This is a genomic window from Microbacterium sp. (assembly GCF_036277215.1).
Taxonomy (GTDB): Bacteria; Actinomycetota; Actinomycetes; order Actinomycetales; family Microbacteriaceae; genus Microbacterium.
Genome location: NZ_DASUNI010000118.1, coordinates 1 through 19,849 on the forward strand (window position 1 = coordinate 1; position 19,849 = coordinate 19,849).

The following is a 19,849-nucleotide window of genomic DNA, read 5'->3' on the forward strand; positions in this document are numbered from 1 at the left end:
CCCACCACCGCGCCTCGGGGATGTCGGTGTGCACGAACATCGTGTCCTTCGCGCGCGAGTAGTCCTCCCACTTCGTGATCGCCAGGACGTCGTTCGGGCTGAGCTTCCAGCGCCGCATCGGGTCGTCGGCCCGGTCGAGGAAGCGCTGCTCCTGCTCCTCGTCCGACACGCTGAACCAGTACTTCAGCAGGATGATCCCGTCCTCCACGAGCATCCGCTCGAAGATCGGTGCCTGGTGGAGGAACCGGTGGTACTCGATGTCGGTGCAGTAGCCCATCACGTGCTCGACGCCGGCGCGGTTGTACCAGGAGCGGTCCATCAGCACGATCTCGCCACCGGCGGGCAGGTGCGGGACGTACCGCTGGAAGTACCACCGGGTCTTGTCGCGATCGCCCGGGGCGGGCAGCGCGACGATGTGCGTGACGCGCGGGTTGAGGTACTCGGTGACCCGCTTGATCGTGGAGCCTTTGCCGGCGGCATCCCGGCCCTCGAAGATGATCACGATGCGGGCGCCGGTGGCCTGCACCCAGGCCTGCATGTCGACGAGCTTCGCCTGCAGCACCATCAGCTCGGATTCGTACAGCTTCTTCGCCATGCGACGGCTCATGAGAGTTCCTTCTGCCCCAGTTGACCGCGACCGATTCGCGGCATCTTCCGACCTTACGCGTGCAGGGCGTCGTTGAGTGTGACTCCCGCACCCGTCCGCCGAACGGCCTCGATCGCACCGGTCAGCGAGTTGCGCCGGAACAGGATGCCGTCACGACCCGACAGCTCGGCGCCCTTGACCGTCGCACGCGCGCCGTCATGGCGCGGCGGCTCATCGGCGAGCACGATCTTCGAGCCGGCCGTGACGTAGAGGCCGGCCTCGACGATGCAGTCGTCTCCCAACGAGATGCCGACGCCCGCATTCGCCCCGAGGAGGGTCCGCGCCCCGATCGAGACGCGGTGCGCGCCGCCGCCCGAGAGCGTGCCCATGATCGACGCGCCCCCGCCGATGTCACTGCCGTCTCCGATGACCACGCCCTGGGAGATGCGGCCCTCCACCATCGAGGCGCCGAGCGTGCCCGCGTTGAAGTTGACGAACCCCTCGTGCATCACCGTGGTGCCGGGGGACAGGTAGGCGCCCAGACGTACGCGCGACGCGTCCGCGATCCGCACGCCCGGAGGGGTCACGTAGTCGAGCAGCCGCGGGAACTTGTCCAGGCCCTGCACCTGGATGCCGTCCCGCGCGAGGAACGGGCGCAGGCGGGTCGCGTCGTCCGGATGCATCGGACCGGCGTTGGTCCACGCGACGTTGGGCAGGTGCCCGAAGATGCCCTCGAGGTTGACGGAATTCGGCGGGGCCAGACGGTGCGACAGCGCGTGCAGTCGCAGGTAGGCGTCCGAGGTCGAGGCGGGCGGCACCTCCAGGTCGACCTCAACGACGACGGCGTCGACGGTGACGTCACGGCGCGGGTCGGGCACCGCGTGACGGTCCAGCTCATCGGGGGGCATCGACGGATCGAATCCGAGCGGGATCCGACCTTCGGCGGGAGACGGGAACCACGTGTCCAGTACCGTGCCGTCCGCCGATGTCGTGGCGAGCCCGACACCCCACACCCACCGCTGGTCGCTCATCCCTCAACGCTACCCAACCGGCGGCGGAGCGTCGCCCCGCGCCGTCAGTAGACTCGGGGGATGCCGCCGCTGGATCTGACCGCGTCCTCCGTCGACCTCACCCGGACCATCTGCGACATCCCGAGCGTCTCCGGCGAAGAAGTCGCTCTCGCCGATCTGATCGACGCCGCGATCCGCCCGCAGTCGCACCTCGAGGTCTACCGGGACGGTGACACGATCGTCGCCCGCACCCAGCTCGGCCACTCGCAGCGCGTCGTGATCGCCGGTCACATCGACACGGTGCCGATCAACGGCAACGTGCCGACCCGGGACGTCGACGTCGACGGTGAGGCGTTCCTCTGGGGCCGCGGAACCGTCGACATGAAGGCCGGAGTCGCGGTGCAGCTCAAGCTCGCCGCCGAGCTCAGCGATCCCCGCATCGACATCACGTGGATGTGGTACGACCACGAGGAGGTCGACAACGACCTCAACGGACTGACCCGCCTCGCCCGCACGCGTCCGGACCTGTTCCGGGGGGACTTCGCCATCCTGGGCGAGCCCTCCAACGGCGCGGTCGAGGGCGGCTGCAACGGCAACATGCGGGCGATCGTGCGCACGCACGGTGTGCGGGCCCACAGCGCCCGCGCCTGGGTGGGCGAGAACGCGATCCACAAGGCGGCCCCCGTCCTCACCCGCCTCGCGGAGTACCGACCGCGGGATGTCGCCGTGGACGGCCTCGTCTACCGCGAGGGTCTGAACGCCGTGCGCATCGGGGGCGGGGTCGCGGGAAATGTGATCCCCGATCTGAGCGAGGTCGAGGTGAACTACCGCTTCGCGCCGAGCCGCTCCGCCGAGGCCGCGGAGCGTCATGTGCGGGACGTCTTCGCGGGCTTCGACGTCGAAGTGGTCGACATCGCCGTCGGCGCCCGGCCGGGGCTGGACGCACCGCTGGCGCAGGAATTCGTGGCGGCGGTGGGGGGCGAGGCGCGCCCGAAGTACGGGTGGACGGATGTGGCGCGGTTCTCCGCCATGGGCGTGCCCGCCGTCAACTACGGCCCGGGCGATCCGCACCTCGCGCATCACGACGATGAGCGGGTGCCGCTCGCACAGATCGAGGACGTGGAACGCGGACTGCGCGCGTGGCTGACCACGCCCTGACGCAGCCGGCGCCTCGCGGGTGGAAGGCGCTGCCTGCGGCGCTTCGGATCGGCATCCTGTACCTGGTCTCCCGTGCGGTCACCACCTCGTTCCTGCTCCTGGCGGGAACGCTCGTATCGCCGGACTCGCGCTTCGGCCAGAGCGCCACGCTCGGCAGCTTCGCAATGGGCTGGGACGCGTACTGGTACTGGCTGATCGGACAGGAGGGGTATCCTGCGACGCTGCCGCTGACCGATTCGGGCGAGGTCGCGGAGAACCAGTGGGCCTTCATGCCCGTCTACCCGGTCCTCGCCAAGATCGTGGGGCTCCCCTTCGAAGCGGTGGTGTGGCCGGGTGCACCGTCGTGGGGGATCGGCGCCTTCCTCGTGTCCATCGTGGCGGGCTACCTCGCGTGTCTGGTGCTGTACCGCATGCTCCGGATGCGCATCGATGCGACGGCGGCCACATGGGCGGCGCTGTTCTTCGCCTCAGGTCCGCTCGCTGCCCTCTTCCACGTGGGCTACGCCGAGTCGCTCTTCCTGCTGTGGCTGTTCCTGTCGCTGTGGGTCGTGCAGCGCCGGGAATACGGCTGGCTCTACGCGCTCATTCCGCTGATGGGGTTCACCCGCCCCGGCGTGCTCGCCTTCGCGCTCTTCCTCGGCCTCTACGGGATCTCGCGCTGGGTGCGACGACGTCGCGAACCGCTGCCCGTGCGAGAGATCGTGCACATCGTCGCACTGGGCCTGCTGGCGGTGATCGTCGGGTTCTCGTGGCAGGTGATCGCCGGGCTGTTCACCGGCCGGCCGGACGCCTATCTGGCGACCGAGCTCGCCTGGCGGCAGGCGGCGGTGCCGGGCGACCGGTTCGTCCCCTTCGAAGGCTTCATCCAGGGCGCCGCCCTGTGGTTCGGGCGCATCTGGGGACTCGGCGAGGTGACCGGCTACATCGTGCTGGCGGCATCCGTTCTTGCGCTCACCGCCCTGCTGCTGTTCGAACCGCACGTCAAGCGCCTGGGAGTGGAGATCCGGCTCTGGGTGGCGAGCTACCTCGTGTATCTGCTCGCCGTGTTCTTCCCGCAGTCGAGCGTGTTCCGGCTGCTCGTGCCCGTCTCACCGCTGTGGGGCGCCGTCGCGCAGCCCCGGTCCGTCGCATATCGGATCGGTGTGCTCGCGTTGTGCCTGCTCGGCCAGTGGTGGTGGATCTACAACATGTACGCGCTGGCGAATACGGCATTCTGGACGATTCCGTAGCGCTGTCGCCGATCGGCGGATGCCGCGCGGGAGCGCGGATTATCCGCTGTCGTAGGCAGCGGGATAAACTTGATCCGCAGACCACGACGAAAGGGAGCCACGATGGCAGCCATGAAGCCGAGAACCGGAGACGGGCCGATGGAGGCCGTGAAGGAGGGTCGACTCATCATCGTGCGCGTACCGCTCGAGGGTGGGGGACGCCTCGTCGTCTCGGTGAACGACGCTGAGGCCAAGGAGCTCTACGACGTGCTCGGCGGCGTTGTCAACGCCGCCTGACCACACCTCACACGCCGACGGCCGGTCTTCGGACCGGCCGTTTCGCGTCCCAGCCCGTCTCCGACCGCAGTCGCGCTCAGTCGCGCGGTCGGGTGGTGAGCTGAAGCAGACCCTCGCCGACGATCGACAGCGCGCCGATCACGGCGGGCGAGGCCTGTGTCTCCTGGATGAGCGAGCGATAGGCGGCCGTCACCGGCTCGCGGCGCACCGGATCCGACACCGCACCGTTGCCGAGCACGCGCGGAATCAGGACCGTCCCTCCGGCGCGGACCAGACGCAGACCGTGCTCCACATACTCGATCACGCCGTCGGCGTCGGCGTCGACGAGGACGATGTCGTAGGAGGCCTCGTTCATGCGGGGGAGGACCTCGGATGCCCGCCCTGTGATGAACCGCGCACGCGCGGGGAGGATCTTCGCCTCGGCGAATGCCTGGCGCGCTGCGCCGAGATGCTCTGGTTCGCTGTCGATGGTCGTCAGCGTCGCGCGGGGCGACCCATGGAGCAGCCACAGCCCCGAAACCCCGGCGCCGGTGCCGATCTCGACGATGTTCAGAGCCTGCGACGCGGCCGCGATCACCGCGCACTGCGCGCCGACCGCCGGGCTGATCGGCGCCGCCCCGAGCTCGAGCGCGTGGGCGCGGGCTCGCGAGATGTGGTCGGGTTCGATCGTCGCCTCGTCGGCGAAGCGGTAGTTCGCGTCCTGTTCGCCCATCGGTGCTCCTTCGCGGCCAGCCTACGCGGACGGGCGGCGCCGGAGCCCCAGGCGCGGCGGTAACCTGAGTGCATGTTCTTCGGGCTCACGATCGAGAAGCTTCTGCTGATCGGTCTGGTCGCCGGGCTGCTCATCGGACCCGAGCGGCTGCCTCGCTATGTCGAGACCCTGACGCGATTCGCCCGGCGTGCGCGCGACTACGTCACCACGGCGAAGACCCGCATGAAGGAGGAGATGGGCCCCGACTTCGACGACGTCGACTGGCGCACGCTCGATCCTCGCCAGTACGACCCGCGGCGGATCATCCGCGAGGCTCTCCTGGACGACGCGCCCGTTCCGACCGTCCGCGCCGCCGGCGTCGCGGCCGCGGTCACCTCGACCAGCGCGTTCAAGCCGCAGAGCCCCTCGGGGGCGCCGTTCACTGCGGAGGACCCGCCGCCGTTCGACAACGAGGCCACCTGACCGGAGTCACTCCGGTCGCAGCGGCAGTGAGCGACCTGCCAGCCCTCTCGGCGCCGCAGCGAGGATCTCGGCGAGCACTGTGATGGCGAGCGCGGCCGGGTCGTCCGGATGCGCGACGACGACCGGCGTGCCGGCATCTCCATCCGTGCGCAGATGCGTGCTCAGGGGGATCGATCCGAGCAGTCGCACCGGCTCTGCGTCCGTCGAAAGCGTCTCTGCCACCACCGCGCCGCCACCCGCGCCGAACAGCGCGAACGACGTGCCGTCGGGAAGAGTCATCGCCGACATGTTCTCCACCACCCCGGTCACGCGCTGGCCGGTCTGTCGCGCGACCACGCCGCTGCGGACGGCGACATCGGATGCCGCGGGCTGGGGGGTGGTCACGACGAGGACCTCAGCGTGGGGCAGCAGCTGGCCGACCGAGATCGCGATGTCGCCGGTTCCGGGCGGCATGTCGAGGAGGAGCACGTCGATGTCGCCGAAATACACATCGGTGAGGAACTGCTGCACGGTGCGATGGAGCATCGGACCCCGCCACGCCACCGCCCCGACCGGAGCCTCGCCGTGGGCGCGGCGCAGGAACATCCCGATCGAGATGACCTTGACCCCGTATGCGACCGGGGGCAGCATCAGGTCGTCGATCCGGGTGGGCTGCGGCACGTTGCCGTCCGCATCGACCAGCCCGAGCAGCCCGGGGATCGAGAAACCGTGCACGTCGGCATCCACCAGCCCCACAGACAGGCCCCGCCGCGCGAGGGCCACGGCGAGGTTCGCCGTGACCGTCGACTTGCCCACCCCGCCCTTGCCGCTGGTGACGGCGATCACGCGGGTCAGCGAGCCGGGGCCGAACGGCATCTCGCGCGCCGGGCGACCGCCGCGCAGGCGCTCCGTCAGTGCGCGCCGCTCCGCGGGTGACATGACGCCCACGTGAAGGGCGACATCCGTCACGCCCGGAACGGATGCCGCCGCAGCGCGGACATCCGCAGAGATCCGGTCCGCCGCAGGGCAGCCGACGATCGTGAGGACGATCCCCACCGAGGCGGCCCCGTTCGCGACCGAGATGTCGCGCACCATGTCGAGCTCGGCGATCGGCCGCCGCAGCTCGGGGTCGATGACCGCCCCGACCGCACGCCGGACGGCGTCATCCGTGGGAGTGGTCACCGTGCGGCGCCATCCTTGTCCTGTGCCGCATCACGATCGTCGAGCTGCTCGAGCAGCGTCCTCAGCTCCGCCCGCAGCACGTCCTTGGTGACGACATCGTCGGCCACGTCGGTGACGACCATGCGCAGCGCGACGATCTCGCGGGCGAGGTACTCGGTGTCGGCGAGATTGCGCTCGGCACGTTGGCGGTCCTGCTCGATCTGCACGCGATCGCGGTCGTCCTGCCGGTTCTGGGCGAGCAGGATGAGAGGTGCGGCGTAGGACGCCTGCAGCGACAGGATCAGCGTCAGCAGCGTGAAGTTGGTCGCCCGGGGATCGAACTGCAGGTTGGTCGGTGCGAGCGAGTTCCACAGCAGCCAGACCGCCACGAAGACGGTCATGCCGATCAGGAACCCGGACGTGCCCATTCCCCGCGCGAACGCTTCGGAGAAGCGACCGAACCGGTCGCGCGAGGGCTGCGGGTTGCGGCTGAGCATCCCCGAACGTCCGCGGGGCGCGTCCAGCGACGGCTGGCGCGATGACCGAGCCATCAGCGCCTCCTCCCGGCACCCTTGGCGTTACCGACGGGAATCGTGCTCGCGGTCGTCACCGCAGCGGCCGGCGGGCGGGGCTCGTCCTCACCACCGTACGAGCGCCAATCCTCGGGCAGCAGGTAGTCCAGCACATCGTCGACGCTGACCGCGCCGACGAGGCGCCGCGCCTTGTCGACGACCGGCAGCGACACCAGGTTGTAGCTGGCCAGCATGCGCGCAACCTCCGCGGCAGACGCGGTGGCCGGAACCGGGTCGAGCGTGTCGTCGATGATGGCGCCGAGCCGCTCGTGCGGCGGGTAGCGCAGCATCCTCTGGAAGTGCACGGTGCCGAGCAGACGGCCGGTCGGCGTCTCGTATGGGGGGAGGGTGATGAACACAGCGGCCGCGAGCGCGGGATGAAGCTCGTGGCGGCGGATGAGAGCGAGCGCCTCGGCGACCGTGGCGTCGGCCGACAGCACGATCGGCTCGTTCGTCATGAGTCCGCCGGCGGTGTCGGGCCCGTACTGCAGGAGCGCGCGGACGTCTTCGGCCTCTTCGGGCTCCATCAGGTCGAGCAGCTGCTCCGAGCGCGCGTCGGGCAGCTGACCGAGCAGGTCGGCGGCGTCGTCGGGCTCCATGGCGTCGAGGATGTCGGCGGCGCGCTCGTCGCCGAGCTGCTCGAGGATGTGCACCTGCTCGTCCTCGGGCATCTCCTCGAGCGCGTCGGCGAGCCTCTCGTCGGAGAGCTCCTCGGCGACCTCGATCATCCGATCGTCGGGGAGATCCAGCAGTGTGTTCGCCAGGTCGGCCGGCTTGAGGTCGGCGAAAGTGGCGACGAGCTGCTCGGCGGACTGCGCCTCGCCGGACTGCTGCTCGCGCACGTCGGCCCAGTTCGCGAATGTCGTCGGCCCCTTCGCGAACGGTGAGGCGCTGGTGCGCGGGCGGCGCAGGAACAGCTGCCCCACGTCCCACTCGCCGAGCCGGTTGCGCTCGATCGCGACGTCCTCGATCACGGCGGTGCCACTGCCGTCGTCGAGGAACACGCGCCGTCCGAGGAGCTCCGCCATGACGCGCACCTCGCCGCCGCGCTGCTGGAACCGTCGCACGTTGATGAGCCCCGTGGTGATGACCTGGCCTGTCGCGATGGAGGTCACCCGTCCGATCGACACGAAGACGTGACGGCGCCCGGGGATCTCGACGACCAGCCCGACCACGCGCGGAGGATCGTCCTTGCGGTAGATGACGACGACGTCGCGCACCTTTCCGAGCCGATCGCCCGCCGGGTCGAAGACGGAGCACCCCGACAGGCGTGCGACGAAGACCCTCTGCGTGCTCACGCGTTCCAGCGTAGCCCGGTGCGCTGGACGGGGCGGGGAGGCGCCCTCGTGGGAGGATAGGACGGTGAGCATGAACGCCGGGAGGTTCCCGCAGAGTCTCGAGGACGTCGGGCAGTCCGTCGCGAGCTTCCCCACGTACGAGGCCGCGCAGAAGGCCGTCTCGACGCTCATTGCGGCCGACGTCCCGGCTCGCGACATCGCGATCGTGGGCCAGGGGCTTCGCTCCATCGAACGGGTCACCGGCCGTCTCGGCTACGCCACAGCCGCCCGCTCGGGCGCCATCAACGGTGTGCTGCTGGGCCTCCTGTTCTCCGCGATCCTGGTCATCGGCTCGCCCGCGGTCCCGATCCAGGCGTTCGTCGGCGTGCTGTTCGTGGGCATCGCGATCGGCATGCTGCTGAGCATCGTGACGTATTCGTTCGTCCGCCGCCGGCGGGACTTCGCCTCGGTCATGCAGGTGATGGCGGAGCGCTACGAGGTCACGGTCGGCAACGACAGCGTGCAGCGAGCGCGGCAGGTCCTCGGGCGCACGGTGCCGGAAGACCGCCGTCCGGCTGCAAGCGCCACCCCGGCCGCCCCGGTGGCGCGGCCCGCGGCTGCGCCGACGGATGCAGCGGCCGAGCCGCCCCGGTATGGCGAGCGGGTCGCCCCGACCGCGGACGACGGGTCGAGCGCGCCGCCGTCCGAAGCCGACGACGCCGGCGAGCCGTACGACGCACCCGACGGAGGCGACGCCTCCAATCAGCCCGGGTCGTGACGGGCTTCGACGAGACGGACGAGGCGTTCGCCGTCGAACTCCCGTCCGGCAGCGTCGATGTGGCCGCCGCCTACGGTCGCCCCGACGACGCGTGGGCCACGATCGCCATCGCCCACGGCGCTGGTGCCGGATACGCCCACCCGTTCCTCCTCGGGTTCGCGCGGGCGATGCGCAGGGAGGGCGTCGCGACGCTCCGCTTCAACTTCCCCTACCTGCAGGCGGGGCGACGGATGCCGGGGCCGGCCGCACACGCGATCGCGACGTGGACGGCGGCGGCCGCGCTTGCCGACACACGATCCGACGGCGGGCCGGTGTGGGCGTCGGGCAAGTCGTACGGCGGCCGGATGGCGTCGATGGCTGCCGCGGAGGGGGCGATCACGCCGACCGGACTCGTCTATCTCGGTTACCCGCTGCATCCGCCGGGGGATCCGGCGAAGGCCCGGGTCGCTCATCTGCCCGCCGTGTCCCAGCCGCAGCTGTTCGTCGAGGGCACGAACGACCCGTTCATCGATCCGCGCTCGCAGCTCGAAGCCGCCGTCGCGTCCTGCCAGGACGCCTCGATCGCCTGGATCGACGGCGGCGGGCACTCGTTCGAGGTGAAGGGGCGCAAGCGTCCTGCCGATGAGGTGGGCGCGGGTCTGGCCCCGCTCGTGGCCGATTTCCTCCGCGCGCGAACCTGAGTCCTGATCGGCCCGGTCAGCCGGGTTCAGCGACCTGCAGCGTAGCCCTGCATGCCGCGCGGGTTGGCCGCGGCCCACACGGCGCCGGTTGCGGCATCCCGCCCCACCGCCGTCACCCGACCCAGCGCCCAATCGCCGGACCGCGTGACCGCGTGGCCGCGCCGCTGCAGGCCGGCGATCACCTCGTCACCCAGCCGGTCCTCGACGACGGCGCCGGCGGGTGTCCACCCGCGCGGCCAGAACGAGTCCACGAGCGCAGTGGTGTGCAGCGAGGGTGCATCGATGGCCTGCTGAGGGGAGTAGTCGCCGACGAGCATGCGCAGGAGCACGGGCACCTGCCACTGCTCCTGCTGATCGCCCCCCGGAGTGCCGAGCGCCATGACGGGACGTCCGTCGCGCAGGACGAGCGTCGGGGACAGCGTGGTGCGGGGGCGCGCGCCGGGTCGCAGCGCGGCAGGAGAGTCGTCGTCCAGCCACATCATCTGCAGGCGCGTGCCGAGACAGAAGCCGAGCTCGGGAATGGTCGGGGATGACTGCAGCCATCCGCCGGACGGTGTCACGGCGATCATGTTTCCCCAGCGGTCGACGACGTCGATGTGGCAGGTATCGCCGCGGGTCTGGCCGGTCCTGTCCATGGTCGGCTCGCCCAGGCCGTCGATCGCCTCGCCGGCCGGTGTCCGCAGCGCCGGGCGGAACGCCTCGTGCCCGGGCACGCTGCCGGGGCGCCAGTCGTGCGATGCGACGTCGCCGATCAGTTCGCGGCGGGCGTCGGCGTACTCCGTCGACAGCAGCACCTCGAGCGGGACCTCCGCATCGCCGTAGTACGCGTCGCGGTCGGCGAGCGCCAGCTTCAGGGCCTCGATCACCGCGTGCGCGCCGGCTTCGGTGGAGGGATCGACGTCGGGACGACCGTCGAGGATGCGCAGCGCCTGGAGCAGGGCCGGTCCCTGGGTCCAGGCGCCGGCCTTCGCGATCGTGTAGCCGTTGAACTCGATCGTGACCGCTGCCTCGTACCCGGCGTCGAAGCCCGCGAAGTCCTCCTCCTGGATCACGCCGGCGTGGTCGCCCCCGCCGGAATGACGATGCGTCGTCGCGAGGAACGCGGCCGCTGACCGCGCCACGCGTCCGGTCTTCCATTCCCGGCGGGCGGCGCTGATGCGCTCCTCGCGGCCGATGGGTCCGTCATCGCGGATGCCGTGGCCGGCGCTGATCAGCAACTCGAGCACGTCGGCGTAAGCAGGATTGCGCACGATCGTGCCCGGCGCGGGGACGTGCCCGTCCGGCATCCATGCCGCCGCGGACGAGGGCCAGTGCTCGGTGAACAGGTCCGCAACGCGACCGATGGTGAGGCTCGCCTGCGCGAGCAGCGGGTGCCCGTCGCGGGCGTAGCCGATCGCGTAGGAGAGGACGTCGGCCAGCTCCCACGTGCCGTGGTCGTGCAGGAGCGCGAGCCAGGCGTCCACCGCGCCGGGCACAGCCGCTGCCAGTCCACCCGACCCGGGCACGAGTTCGAGACCCTCTGAGCGGTAGTGCTCGATCGTCGCAGCCCGAGGCGCGGGACCTTGCCCCACCAGTACGACGGGGGTGCCCGGGTCGTCGGCTGTCGCGAAGATCCCGACCAGATCGCCGCCGGGTCCGTTGAGGTGCGGTTCGACGACATGCAGCACGAATCCGCCTGCGACCGCGGCGTCGAACGCGTTGCCGCCCCGCTCCAGCACGGCCTGCGCGCTCGCCGTGGCAAGCCAGTGGGTGGATGCCGACATCCCGAAGCCGCCCGCCAGGGTGGGGCGCGTGGTGAAGGCGGGTGGCGCGGTGAACGTCACTTCTTCACGATGACGGTGCAAGCCGCGCGACCCAGGCTTCGACCTCGTCGGCGGTCCGCGGGATCGCCGAGGAGAGGTTCACCGGGCCGTCTGCCGTCAGATGGATGTCGTCCTCGATACGCACGCCGATTCCGCGGTAGTCCTCGGGCACCGTGAGGTCGTCGATCTGGAAGTACAGCCCCGGCTCGATGGTGAAGACCATGCCCGGCTCGAGCGTTCCGCCCGCATACAGCTCGCGGCGCGCCTGAGCGCAGTCGTGGACGTCGAGCCCGAGGTGGTGGCTCGTCCCGTGCACCATGTACCGACGGTGGTGGTGGCCGGTCTCGGGGTCGAGCGACTCGGCCGCCGTCACCGGCAGGAAGCCCCACTCCTCGAGGCGGCGGGCGATGACACCCCACGCCGCGGCGTTGAGGTCGCTGAACTTCGCGCCCGGCTGGGCCGCAGCGAACGCGGCGTCGGCCGCCTCGCGCACGGCCTCGTAGACCCGGCGCTGGACCTCGCTGAATCGGCCGCTGACGGGGATCGTTCGCGTGATGTCGGCGGTGTAGAGGCTGTCCACCTCGACGCCGGCGTCGATCAGGATGAGGTCGCCCGGTGCGACCGCGCCGTCGTTGCGCGTCCAGTGCAGGTAGCACGCATGCGGCCCGGATGCCGCGATCGTGTCGTAGCCCTCCCAATTGCCGTCGCTGCGTGCTCGCTGATGGAAGACCCCTTCCACGATCCGCTCGCCCCGGGGGTGCTCGATGATCCGAGGGAGGTTGGCGACGATGTCGTCGAAGCCGTCGGCGGTGACATCGACGGCGAACTGGAGCTGCGCGACCTCGTAGTCGTCCTTGAGCAGCCGCAGCTCGGAGACGAAGCGGGTGAGATCTGCGTCCTCGTCCACCACGAGATCATCCTCGGTCGTCTCGAAGGAGTCGATGTGCGCCGTCGCGACACCCAGCTCGGAGGCGACGCCGCCGAGCGCTGGACGCGGTCCGATCCAGAACTCGCCGATCGACGGGTCGGCGTAGAACTCCGGAGTCGTGCGGTCGGCGCGCTCGCGGAAGTAAAGGGTGACCTCGTGCCCGGTGGGGCCGGCCGGGTCGAAGACGAGCAGCGAGTCCGGCACCGAGTCGGATGCCCACCCGGTGAGATGCGTGAACGCGGAGTGGGCGCGGAAGGGATAGTCGGTGTCGTTGCTGCGCACCCGGTAGGGGCCGGCCGGGACGACGAGGCGCTTACCGGGGAACGCTGCGGAGAGGGCCTCGCGCCGCCGTTCGGTGTGCGCGGACTGCTCGCGCGCCGGCGGCAGGATGTCGGGGCGCTCGGCCCAGCCCGTCGAGATCGTGTCCAGGAAGCCGCTGCCGAAGCCCTGCCGGCGATTCACCGTGCTGTCGGGCGGGATCTCGGTGGATGCGGCTTCCGGTGCGAGTTCGGTCGTGCCGGTGGTTTCGCTGTGGCCTGCGGTGCTCATGCAGACAAGTCTCGCACTCCTCCGCGGTCACGCGCAGGTGCGGCAGCCGGGCGCGGAGTGGTGGACGGTCCGCGCTCCCTGCGGGCGACCGTACGGTCAGTCGACGGGCTCGAACTGCACGATCAGGGGACGGTGATCGCTGCCCGAGCCGTCCATCGACCGCAGGACGAGGGAGCCCGTCGGCTTCCAGCGGCCAGAGGCCATCACGTGATCGATCGGCGCCCCCAGCATTGCGGGAATGGTGGCCGACCACGTCCCGATGCCGCCGTTTCCGGTCTCGGCGGCGCTGTCATGGCAGCGCCCGAGTGTTCCGCCGTCCACGCCGAGGTTGGCCATGTGATCGATCGTGGCGTTGAAGTCGCCCGCCATGATGACGTTGTCCTCGGCGCACTGATCCGCCAGCCACTGCAGGTCGTCGCGCCATTCCTGCATGTAGCTCTGGCGGGGCGCGACCGCGTGGGCGGCGACGACGATCGGCCCGTCTCCGGTGGTCGGCATGGCGACGGCGCTGGGCACCGTCGAGGTGTTGCTCGTGCCGTCCTGCGACGACTCGATCACGGCGTAGTCGCCCAGCTCGGGCGAGATCAGCAGCGTGGTGGATCCGGCATCCCACTCGGTGGACGGGTAGTCGGCGTAGTGAGCCCACATCGGGTGGCCGAGATCCCGCATGGCCAGGGCCACGCGCTCTCCGGTCTCGATCGTCGTCTCGGGAAGGGTGACGATGTCGGCGTCCATGGCCACCGCGATCTGGGCGACCGTGTCGGGCGAGGTCGCCGAGCCGGCGGTGTTCCAGGTCATCACGCGGATGCCGCTGTCGGTCTTGGCCGGCAGCGTCTCGGTGCCGATCCCGCGCGACGCGATGATGGCGACGTTCGCGACCATCGCCACCGCCGCGATCAGCGCCAGCGAGAGCGCGAAGGCGCGCAGCGGGCGGGCGATGGCGACCAGGAGGGCGATGACCAGCAGCACCGCGAAAACGACCGTCAGCACACCGCGGAACGACACGATCTGCGCGATCGGGAAGGACCGCTCGACGCGGAAGAATGCCGGCCACGTGAGGACCGCGGCGGCGATCGCACAGATCGCGGTCGCGAAGATCCCCAGCAGGCGTAGCACCCGGCGACTCTATGTCAGCAGGCTGGGAGATCGGTCAGCGGGCACGCCGATCCGACCCAGGCGGCGCGGGTCCTGAAAGGCCGCGCGCTACGCTCGATGGATGCCGGATACGCGTCGCTTCGAGGGGCCCAGCGACCTGCACATGCATTCCATCCACTCCGACGGCACGGAGTCTCCCGCTCAGGTGATGGCGGCGGCGCACCGCCACGGGCTTCGCACCGCTGCGCTCACCGATCACGACACGACCTCGGGCTGGGCGGAAGCTGCGGAGGCGGCGTCCTCCCTCGGGATGACATTCCTGCCGGGGATGGAACTGTCCGCGAGGTACGAGTGGCGCAGCGTGCACGTGCTGGCCTATCTCATCGACCCGGACGACGCCGACCTTCGGGCGATGACCGACCGGATCCGCTCGTCGCGGCTCGAACGCGCTCGGACGATGGCCGACCGCATCGGCGAGGACTTCGACCTGCACTGGGACGACATCGTGGCCCAGACCTCCGACGGGGCGACGGTCGGCCGACCGCACATCGCGGATGCTCTGGTCGCCAAGGGACTCGTGCGCGATCGAGCCGAGGCCTTCTCTCAGATCCTGAGCCCGCGCGGGGACTACTACATCGCGCTGTTCGCGCCGGACCCGGTGGTCGCCGTCGAGCTCATCGTCGGTGCCGGTGGCGTGCCGATCATCGCCCATCCCGCGGGGCGGGCCGGCGTCCTGCCGACCAGCCTGATGGAGCGGATGTTCCAGGCCGGACTGGCCGGCTTCGAGCTCGGACATCGCGAGAACCTCGACGCCGGCATCCGCGCGCTCCGACGGATGTGCCAGGAGCGCGACCTGATCATGACGGGCTCGAGCGACTACCACGGCCTCGGCAAGCCGAATCAGCCGGGCGAGAACACGACAGCGGATGAGATGGTTGCCCGCATCGTCCAGCGGGCCACGGGCAGCGCTCCGGTCTACGCCTGACGCACGCCGCGCAGCAGCCGCATGCAGAGGTCCACAACCGGGTGCCTCAGCTGAGCGCCCTCGATTTGATGTGGTCGAACTCCGCCTGGTTGATCGCACCTGAGTCCAGGAGCGACTTCGCCTTCGCGATCTCCTCTGACGGGCTGGAACCCGCGACGGAATTGATGTACCGGTCCTGCGCCGCCTGGTACTCCTTGGCCTGCGCGGCGCCCCGCTCGGCCATGCCCTTGCCGCGGGCGATCAGGTAGATCAGGGCGGTGAGGAAGGGGACGAAGATCAGGAAGATGATCCAGATCGCCTTCGCGAAGCCGTTCAGCTTGTGGTCGCGGAACAGGTCGCCGATGATCGCGAACAGCGCGAACAGGTAGGCGACGAAGATGAAAGCCGCCACGAACCACCAGATGATGTCCCAGAACGACCCCCAGAATCCCTGGTACTCCACTGCATCGAGGAACCTCATTTTCTGCCTTTCTCGGTTCGAGGTCAGCGGCGCGATCCCGCCGCGCCGCTCACATTAGCGGGTCCGCCGTGATCTCACGTGGAGCGCCGAACCGCGTCCCGCGCCACGCAGAAGATCCGCCGAGGACGGGACGATTCGGAGTGGATCGCCCCGGTCCTCGGCGGATCCGGGCGTTGCGCGGTGCCGCTCAGGCGCCTGCGACGGCAGCTCCACCGCGGGAGCCGCGGCGGCGGCGGCGGCGGCGCGGCGCGGCGTTGCCGTCGTGATGCTCCTTGCCTCCGCCGTCGTGCGTTCCCGCGCCCTCGGCCGCGTCGTGCGCGCCGTGCTCGGCGGGCACCTCGGGCGCTGCCGGCCGCTCGGCAGTGGGGCCGGTCCCGTTGCCGTTGGTCGACTCGCCGGTGCGACGGCGACGGCGCGACGTGCCGTCCCGCTCGGCGGTGCGGGCGGGGGCGGCATCCTGCGTGCGAACCGTCTGGGTGCGCGGCGCGGTGGTCAGGCGTCCCTTCGTGCTGGACGGGATGTCGAGGTCGCTGAACAGGTGCGGGCTGGACGAGTAGGTATCGGTCGGTTCCGGCTGGCCGAAGTCGAGAGCCTTGTTGATGAGCGCCCACTTGTGCAAGTCGTCCCAGTCCACGAACGTGACCGCGATGCCCGTCTTGCCCGCGCGACCGGTGCGGCCGGCGCGGTGCAGGTAGGTCTTCTCGTCGTCGGGGATGGTGTGGTTGATCACGTGCGTCACGTCGTCCACGTCGATGCCGCGAGCGGCGACGTCGGTTGCGATCAGGACGTCCTTCTTGCCGGCCTTGAACGCGGCCATCGAGCGCTCGCGCGCTTCCTGGCTCATGTCGCCGTGCACGGACGCGGTGTTGAAGCCGCGGTCGCCGAGCTCGTCCGACAGCTTCTGAGCAGCGCGCTTGGTGCGGGTGAAGATGACGGTCTTGCCCCGGCCGTCGGCCTGCAGGATGCGCGCGATGACCTCGTCCTTGTCCAGTGCGTGCGCCCGGTAGACGAGGTGGCGGATGTTCGCCTGCGTGAGTCCCTCGTCGGGGTCGGTCGCCCGGATGTGGATCGGGTTGGTCATGAACCGTCGTGCCAGCGCGACGATCGGGCCGGGCATGGTCGCCGAGAACAGCTGGGTGTGCCGGATGGCGGGGACCTTCGAGAAGATCTTCTCGATGTCGGGGAGGAAGCCGAGGTCGAGCATCTTGTCAGCCTCGTCGAGCACGACCTCGGTGGCGTGCGAGAGGTCGAGGAGGCGCTGGTTGTTGAGGTCGATGAGACGGCCGGGGGTTCCGACGACGATCTGCGCACCTGCCTTCAGCTGATCGATCTGGCCCTCGTAGGCCTTGCCGCCGTAGATCGCGACGACGCTGGTCGACCGGCCCGACGTGAGCATGTCGATGTCCTCGTACACCTGGACGCAGAGTTCGCGCGTGGGCACCACGATGAGCGCCTTGACGCCGTGCGCGGGGTCCAAGCCCAGCCGCTGCACCACGGGGATGCCGAAACCGAAGGTCTTGCCCGTTCCGGTCTTGGCCTGGCCGATGATGTCCTGGCCGGGAAGGCCGAGGGGGATGGTCTGCTCCTGGATGGGGAATGCGTCGACGATGCCCTTGGCGGCAAGGGTTTCGACGATGTCCTGGTCGACGCCGAGTTCGGCGAAGGTCGTCACGATTCGAGCCTGTCCGGCAGTGAGATGCTGCCTTGTGGGTGCCCTGGCGCGATGCGGAAGTCGCCGCGCGGGCGGGGGGTGGGATCCACGCCCTTTCTCTGCCACAGGCGCGGGAGCCCCGATCCGATGCCGGGGACAGCCTCCAGGATACCGGCTCAGGCCCTGGCGTGCGGCATCCTCTCCGGTCACGGGCGGGGGATGCCGCACACCTAAGCTGGAGAGCGTGGTGAAGTGGTTCTGGCAGCAGCGCTCGGAAGGGCGAGCGGGAGCGCGCCGGGGGTTTGGGGCGCAGCCACAGCAGGTGCGGAAGCTGCAACTGCGGTCGCGCGATGAAGCGAGCGACGCTCACCGCGTCGACTTCGAGGAGCTCGCCCCTGAGATCGACACGTTCCTCGGTCAGGCGGCCTATCTGCAGCTCGGATATTTCGAAACGCTGTCGGAGCTGATCGCCTCTACTCCCGAACTGGCGGAAAAGGAGTCCCTGTCACGGGCGGCCGGCGCGGCGCTGCAGAAGCATGAAGAACTCGTCGCGCTCATCCGTGACCGCGGCGACGACCCCACGAGCCTGATGCTTCCGTTCCGTGAGCCGCTGGACGCGTTCCGCCGCGCGACGCACGGCGTGCGACCTCAGGAGACCATGCTGTCGGTCCACATCACCGCGGGCATGCTCGACGACTTCTACCTGGCGCTGTCCTCCAGCTACGGCGACACCGGTCGGCGCGTCGCGCGCATCCTGCGGGCGGACGACGACCGTCAGGCGATCGTGGACATCATCGCCGAGACGATCGGGAGTGATCCGGAGTGGAAGTCCCTGCTCGCTATGTGGGGCCGCCGCCTGGTCGGCGACACGCTGCTGATCGCCCGAGCCGCTCTGCGCCCGACGACGCTGCAGATCGCGGACGAGCAGAAGGTGGAGCCGGTGTTCACCGACCTGATGGGTGCTCACTCGCGTCGCATGGACGCGATGGGGCTCGCGGCGTAGTTCGCCGGCACCGCGGCGGGGCCGCGGCATCCGATCGTCTCAGCCGATCCGCAGTCGAGCGCGCTCGCGCGCATCGTGGGCCGTGCGCGTGCGGGCGAGGATGAGCAGGACCGGGTAGGTCACCACGATCGGCGCGACGAACGCCGAGAGCCAGAGCCAGAGGCTGTCGAGCCCTACGCCCGTCCACGTGAGGATCATCCACACCACGCCCGAGGCGAGGGCGCCGACGATCGGGCCGACCGCGACGCCCCGAGTGGGGCGGTCTCGCACCAGGAAATGGATCGCGGCGCCGATCGCGGCCCCGATCAGGAACGCGAGGAGGATCTGCACGGCCGGTGTGACGTCAGGCGACGAAGCCGACGCGGCGGGACTCTTCGGTGCCGAGCTCGATGTAGGCCAGGGTGGCGGTCGGGACGATGTAGCTCGTGCCCTTGGAATCGGTGAAGCTCACGTGGGTCGCGCCCGCGTCCAGAGCGGCGGCGACCGACTTCTTGATGTCGGCGGCGGGCTCGTTGGACTCGAAGTTGAGTTCACGGCCGGTGTTCGCGATGCCGATGCGGATCTCCACGGAAATACCTCCTGCGACGGGGCGTACCCCGGGGCCCTTTGCGCACGGATGCCCGAGCGCAGAGCAACTCTACGACACGTGCCGCGGGCCCCCGGCCGCGCGGCGCACGCTCTCGGCGAACGCCGAAGAAGCTTCGCCGCGATGCCGCACGGCCGCGATGCGATCGCCCGATGTCGGCTCCGCCGAACGGTCGATGTCGGCCCTGGGCGCTACCGTCGGAGCCATGGACTTCGCGGACAGCTCGGGCGCGGCACCCGTGCTGGACCCTCAGCAGCGTGCCGTCGTGGCGCTGCCGGCGCAGGCATCGGGGGTCGTCGTCGGGGCGCCGGGAACCGGCAAGACCGCGACACTGATCGCCCGTGTCGCCGCCCTGGCCGACGCGGGTGTCGACCCTGATTCGATGCTCGTGCTGACCCCGTCACGGCAGACGGCGACCGCCCTGCGAGACCGCCTCGCCCTCGCGGTCGGACGGGCCACGTCGGGGCCGATCGCGCGTTCTGTGGCATCGTTCGCCTATCAGATCGTGCGCGCCACTGCGGTCGCCTCCGGCCATGAGCCGCCGCAGCTGCTCACGGGCGGCGACGAGGATCGGCTCATCCAGGACCTGCTCGAGGGCGACGCCGAGGACGAGGCCGAGGGGCGCGGTCGCTGGCCGGCGTGGCTCGGTCCGGAGATCCGCTCCACGAAGGGCTTCCGCACAGAGGTGCGGACGTTTCTCGCCGAGTGCACCACGCTGGGCATCGAGCCCGAGCGGCTGCGGGCGATCGGGCTCGCTCACTCCATCCCCGTGTGGGAGGACATGGCCTCGTTCTTCGCGGAGTATCTCCAGGTGCGCGCCGACATGCGCGGCGCGCACCGGGATGCCGCGGGGCTGGTGCGCGAGGCCGTCGGAGTGCTGCGCACCGCCCCTCTGGGCGCAGAGGCGGTC

Annotated in this window: 22 protein-coding genes; 9 read left to right on the forward strand and 13 right to left on the reverse strand. The window is 70.3% G+C overall.

Annotation, left to right across the window (positions count from 1 at the left end; all coding sequences use genetic code 11):
* Together ppk2 and dapD are read right to left on the reverse strand one after the other, a co-directional pair.
* On the reverse strand, positions 1 to 607 hold a 607-nt coding region (gene ppk2 / locus VFX99_RS06105; protein WP_329665426.1), incomplete at its 3' end, for a polyphosphate kinase 2.
* 53 nt (positions 608 to 660) lie between these two features.
* Positions 661 to 1,617: a 2,3,4,5-tetrahydropyridine-2,6-dicarboxylate N-succinyltransferase gene (gene dapD / locus VFX99_RS06110; RefSeq protein WP_329665427.1), complete on the reverse strand. Its 957-nt coding sequence runs from the start codon at positions 1,615 to 1,617 to the stop codon at positions 661 to 663.
* A 60-nt stretch (positions 1,618 to 1,677) separates the two neighbouring features.
* Between dapD and dapE the strand changes: the two genes are divergently transcribed.
* From dapE to VFX99_RS06125, 3 genes are all read left to right on the forward strand, one after another.
* Positions 1,678 to 2,754 carry a succinyl-diaminopimelate desuccinylase gene (gene dapE, locus VFX99_RS06115; protein ID WP_329665428.1) on the forward strand — a complete coding sequence of 359 codons (1,077 nt, stop codon included), beginning with the start codon at positions 1,678 to 1,680 and terminating at the stop codon, positions 2,752 to 2,754.
* On the forward strand, positions 2,736 to 3,983 hold the full coding sequence (locus tag VFX99_RS06120) for a mannosyltransferase family protein (RefSeq protein ID WP_329665429.1): 1,248 nt from the start codon (positions 2,736 to 2,738) through the stop codon (positions 3,981 to 3,983). The genes dapE and VFX99_RS06120 overlap by 19 nt, the downstream gene beginning before the upstream one ends.
* A 102-nt stretch (positions 3,984 to 4,085) precedes the next feature.
* Entirely contained in the window at positions 4,086 to 4,259 is a 174-nt protein-coding gene (locus VFX99_RS06125; RefSeq protein WP_019179788.1) for a DUF3117 domain-containing protein, read from the forward strand.
* A 76-nt stretch (positions 4,260 to 4,335) separates the two neighbouring features.
* On the opposite strand, the gene VFX99_RS06130 is transcribed toward VFX99_RS06125, so the two are convergent.
* Positions 4,336 to 4,971 carry an O-methyltransferase gene (locus tag VFX99_RS06130; RefSeq protein WP_329665430.1) on the reverse strand — a complete coding sequence of 212 codons (636 nt, stop codon included), beginning with the start codon at positions 4,969 to 4,971 and terminating at the stop codon, positions 4,336 to 4,338.
* 72 nt (positions 4,972 to 5,043) lie between these two features.
* Here VFX99_RS06130 and VFX99_RS06135 point away from each other — a divergent pair, with 72 nt between their 5' ends.
* A complete protein-coding gene (locus VFX99_RS06135; RefSeq protein ID WP_329665431.1) occupies positions 5,044 to 5,433 on the forward strand; it encodes a Sec-independent protein translocase TatB in 390 nt (129 codons plus the stop codon).
* 6 nt (positions 5,434 to 5,439) lie between these two features.
* Here VFX99_RS06135 and VFX99_RS06140 read toward each other — a convergent pair whose 3' ends face one another.
* From VFX99_RS06140 to VFX99_RS06150, 3 genes are read right to left on the reverse strand one after another with little or no spacing between them, the layout of a single operon-like run.
* The gene (locus VFX99_RS06140; RefSeq protein WP_329665432.1) at positions 5,440 to 6,594 is read right to left on the reverse strand and encodes an Mrp/NBP35 family ATP-binding protein; all 1,155 of its coding nucleotides are present in this window, start codon (positions 6,592 to 6,594) and stop codon (positions 5,440 to 5,442) included.
* Positions 6,591 to 7,124 carry a DUF1003 domain-containing protein gene (locus tag VFX99_RS06145; RefSeq protein ID WP_329665433.1) on the reverse strand — a complete coding sequence of 178 codons (534 nt, stop codon included), beginning with the start codon at positions 7,122 to 7,124 and terminating at the stop codon, positions 6,591 to 6,593. The genes VFX99_RS06140 and VFX99_RS06145 overlap by 4 nt, the downstream gene beginning before the upstream one ends.
* Positions 7,124 to 8,443, reverse strand: a complete 1,320-nt coding sequence (locus tag VFX99_RS06150) for a magnesium transporter MgtE N-terminal domain-containing protein (RefSeq protein ID WP_329665434.1) — start codon at positions 8,441 to 8,443, stop codon at positions 7,124 to 7,126. The genes VFX99_RS06145 and VFX99_RS06150 overlap by 1 nt, the downstream gene beginning before the upstream one ends.
* A gap of 70 nt (positions 8,444 to 8,513) precedes the next feature.
* Here VFX99_RS06150 and VFX99_RS06155 point away from each other — a divergent pair, with 70 nt between their 5' ends.
* Together VFX99_RS06155 and VFX99_RS06160 are read left to right on the forward strand one after the other, a co-directional pair.
* Complete coding sequence (locus VFX99_RS06155; protein ID WP_329665446.1) at positions 8,514 to 9,200, forward strand: general stress protein; 687 nt, start codon at positions 8,514 to 8,516, stop codon at positions 9,198 to 9,200.
* Positions 9,197 to 9,880, forward strand: coding sequence for an alpha/beta family hydrolase (locus VFX99_RS06160; RefSeq protein ID WP_329665435.1), 684 nt, complete (start codon positions 9,197 to 9,199; stop codon positions 9,878 to 9,880). Before VFX99_RS06155 ends, VFX99_RS06160 begins: the two co-directional genes overlap by 4 nt.
* A gap of 26 nt (positions 9,881 to 9,906) precedes the next feature.
* Here the strand turns inward: VFX99_RS06160 and VFX99_RS06165 are convergent, their stop codons facing one another.
* From VFX99_RS06165 to VFX99_RS06175, 3 genes are all read right to left on the reverse strand, one after another.
* On the reverse strand, positions 9,907 to 11,703 hold the full coding sequence (locus VFX99_RS06165; RefSeq protein ID WP_329665436.1) for a gamma-glutamyltransferase family protein: 1,797 nt from the start codon (positions 11,701 to 11,703) through the stop codon (positions 9,907 to 9,909).
* 4 nt (positions 11,704 to 11,707) lie between these two features.
* Positions 11,708 to 13,159 carry an aminopeptidase P family protein gene (locus VFX99_RS06170; RefSeq protein WP_329665437.1) on the reverse strand — a complete coding sequence of 484 codons (1,452 nt, stop codon included), beginning with the start codon at positions 13,157 to 13,159 and terminating at the stop codon, positions 11,708 to 11,710.
* 96 nt (positions 13,160 to 13,255) lie between these two features.
* The gene (locus VFX99_RS06175) at positions 13,256 to 14,275 is read right to left on the reverse strand and encodes an endonuclease/exonuclease/phosphatase family protein (RefSeq protein WP_329665438.1); all 1,020 of its coding nucleotides are present in this window, start codon (positions 14,273 to 14,275) and stop codon (positions 13,256 to 13,258) included.
* Between the two features lie 100 nt (positions 14,276 to 14,375).
* Between VFX99_RS06175 and VFX99_RS06180 the strand changes: the two genes are divergently transcribed.
* The gene (locus VFX99_RS06180; protein WP_329665439.1) at positions 14,376 to 15,239 is read left to right on the forward strand and encodes a PHP domain-containing protein; all 864 of its coding nucleotides are present in this window, start codon (positions 14,376 to 14,378) and stop codon (positions 15,237 to 15,239) included.
* A gap of 46 nt (positions 15,240 to 15,285) precedes the next feature.
* On the opposite strand, the gene VFX99_RS06185 is transcribed toward VFX99_RS06180, so the two are convergent.
* Positions 15,286 to 15,699 (reverse strand): SHOCT domain-containing protein, encoded by a 414-nt coding sequence (locus VFX99_RS06185; RefSeq protein ID WP_329665440.1) that lies wholly within the window; start codon positions 15,697 to 15,699, stop codon positions 15,286 to 15,288.
* 187 nt (positions 15,700 to 15,886) lie between these two features.
* Positions 15,887 to 17,371, reverse strand: a complete 1,485-nt coding sequence (locus tag VFX99_RS06190; RefSeq protein ID WP_329665441.1) for a DEAD/DEAH box helicase — start codon at positions 17,369 to 17,371, stop codon at positions 15,887 to 15,889.
* Positions 17,372 to 17,594: 223 nt separating this feature from the next.
* On the opposite strand from VFX99_RS06190, the gene VFX99_RS06195 reads away from it, so the two are divergent.
* A complete protein-coding gene (locus tag VFX99_RS06195) occupies positions 17,595 to 18,353 on the forward strand; it encodes a ferritin-like fold-containing protein (protein WP_414684324.1) in 759 nt (252 codons plus the stop codon).
* Positions 18,354 to 18,392: 39 nt separating this feature from the next.
* Here VFX99_RS06195 and VFX99_RS06200 read toward each other — a convergent pair whose 3' ends face one another.
* Positions 18,393 to 18,683, reverse strand: coding sequence for a hypothetical protein (locus VFX99_RS06200; RefSeq protein WP_329665443.1), 291 nt, complete (start codon positions 18,681 to 18,683; stop codon positions 18,393 to 18,395).
* Positions 18,684 to 18,696: 13 nt separating this feature from the next.
* Complete coding sequence (locus VFX99_RS06205) at positions 18,697 to 18,921, reverse strand: DUF3107 domain-containing protein (RefSeq protein ID WP_329665444.1); 225 nt, start codon at positions 18,919 to 18,921, stop codon at positions 18,697 to 18,699.
* A gap of 223 nt (positions 18,922 to 19,144) precedes the next feature.
* Between VFX99_RS06205 and VFX99_RS06210 the strand changes: the two genes are divergently transcribed.
* On the forward strand, positions 19,145 to 19,849 hold a 705-nt coding region (locus tag VFX99_RS06210; RefSeq protein WP_329665445.1), incomplete at its 3' end, for a UvrD-helicase domain-containing protein.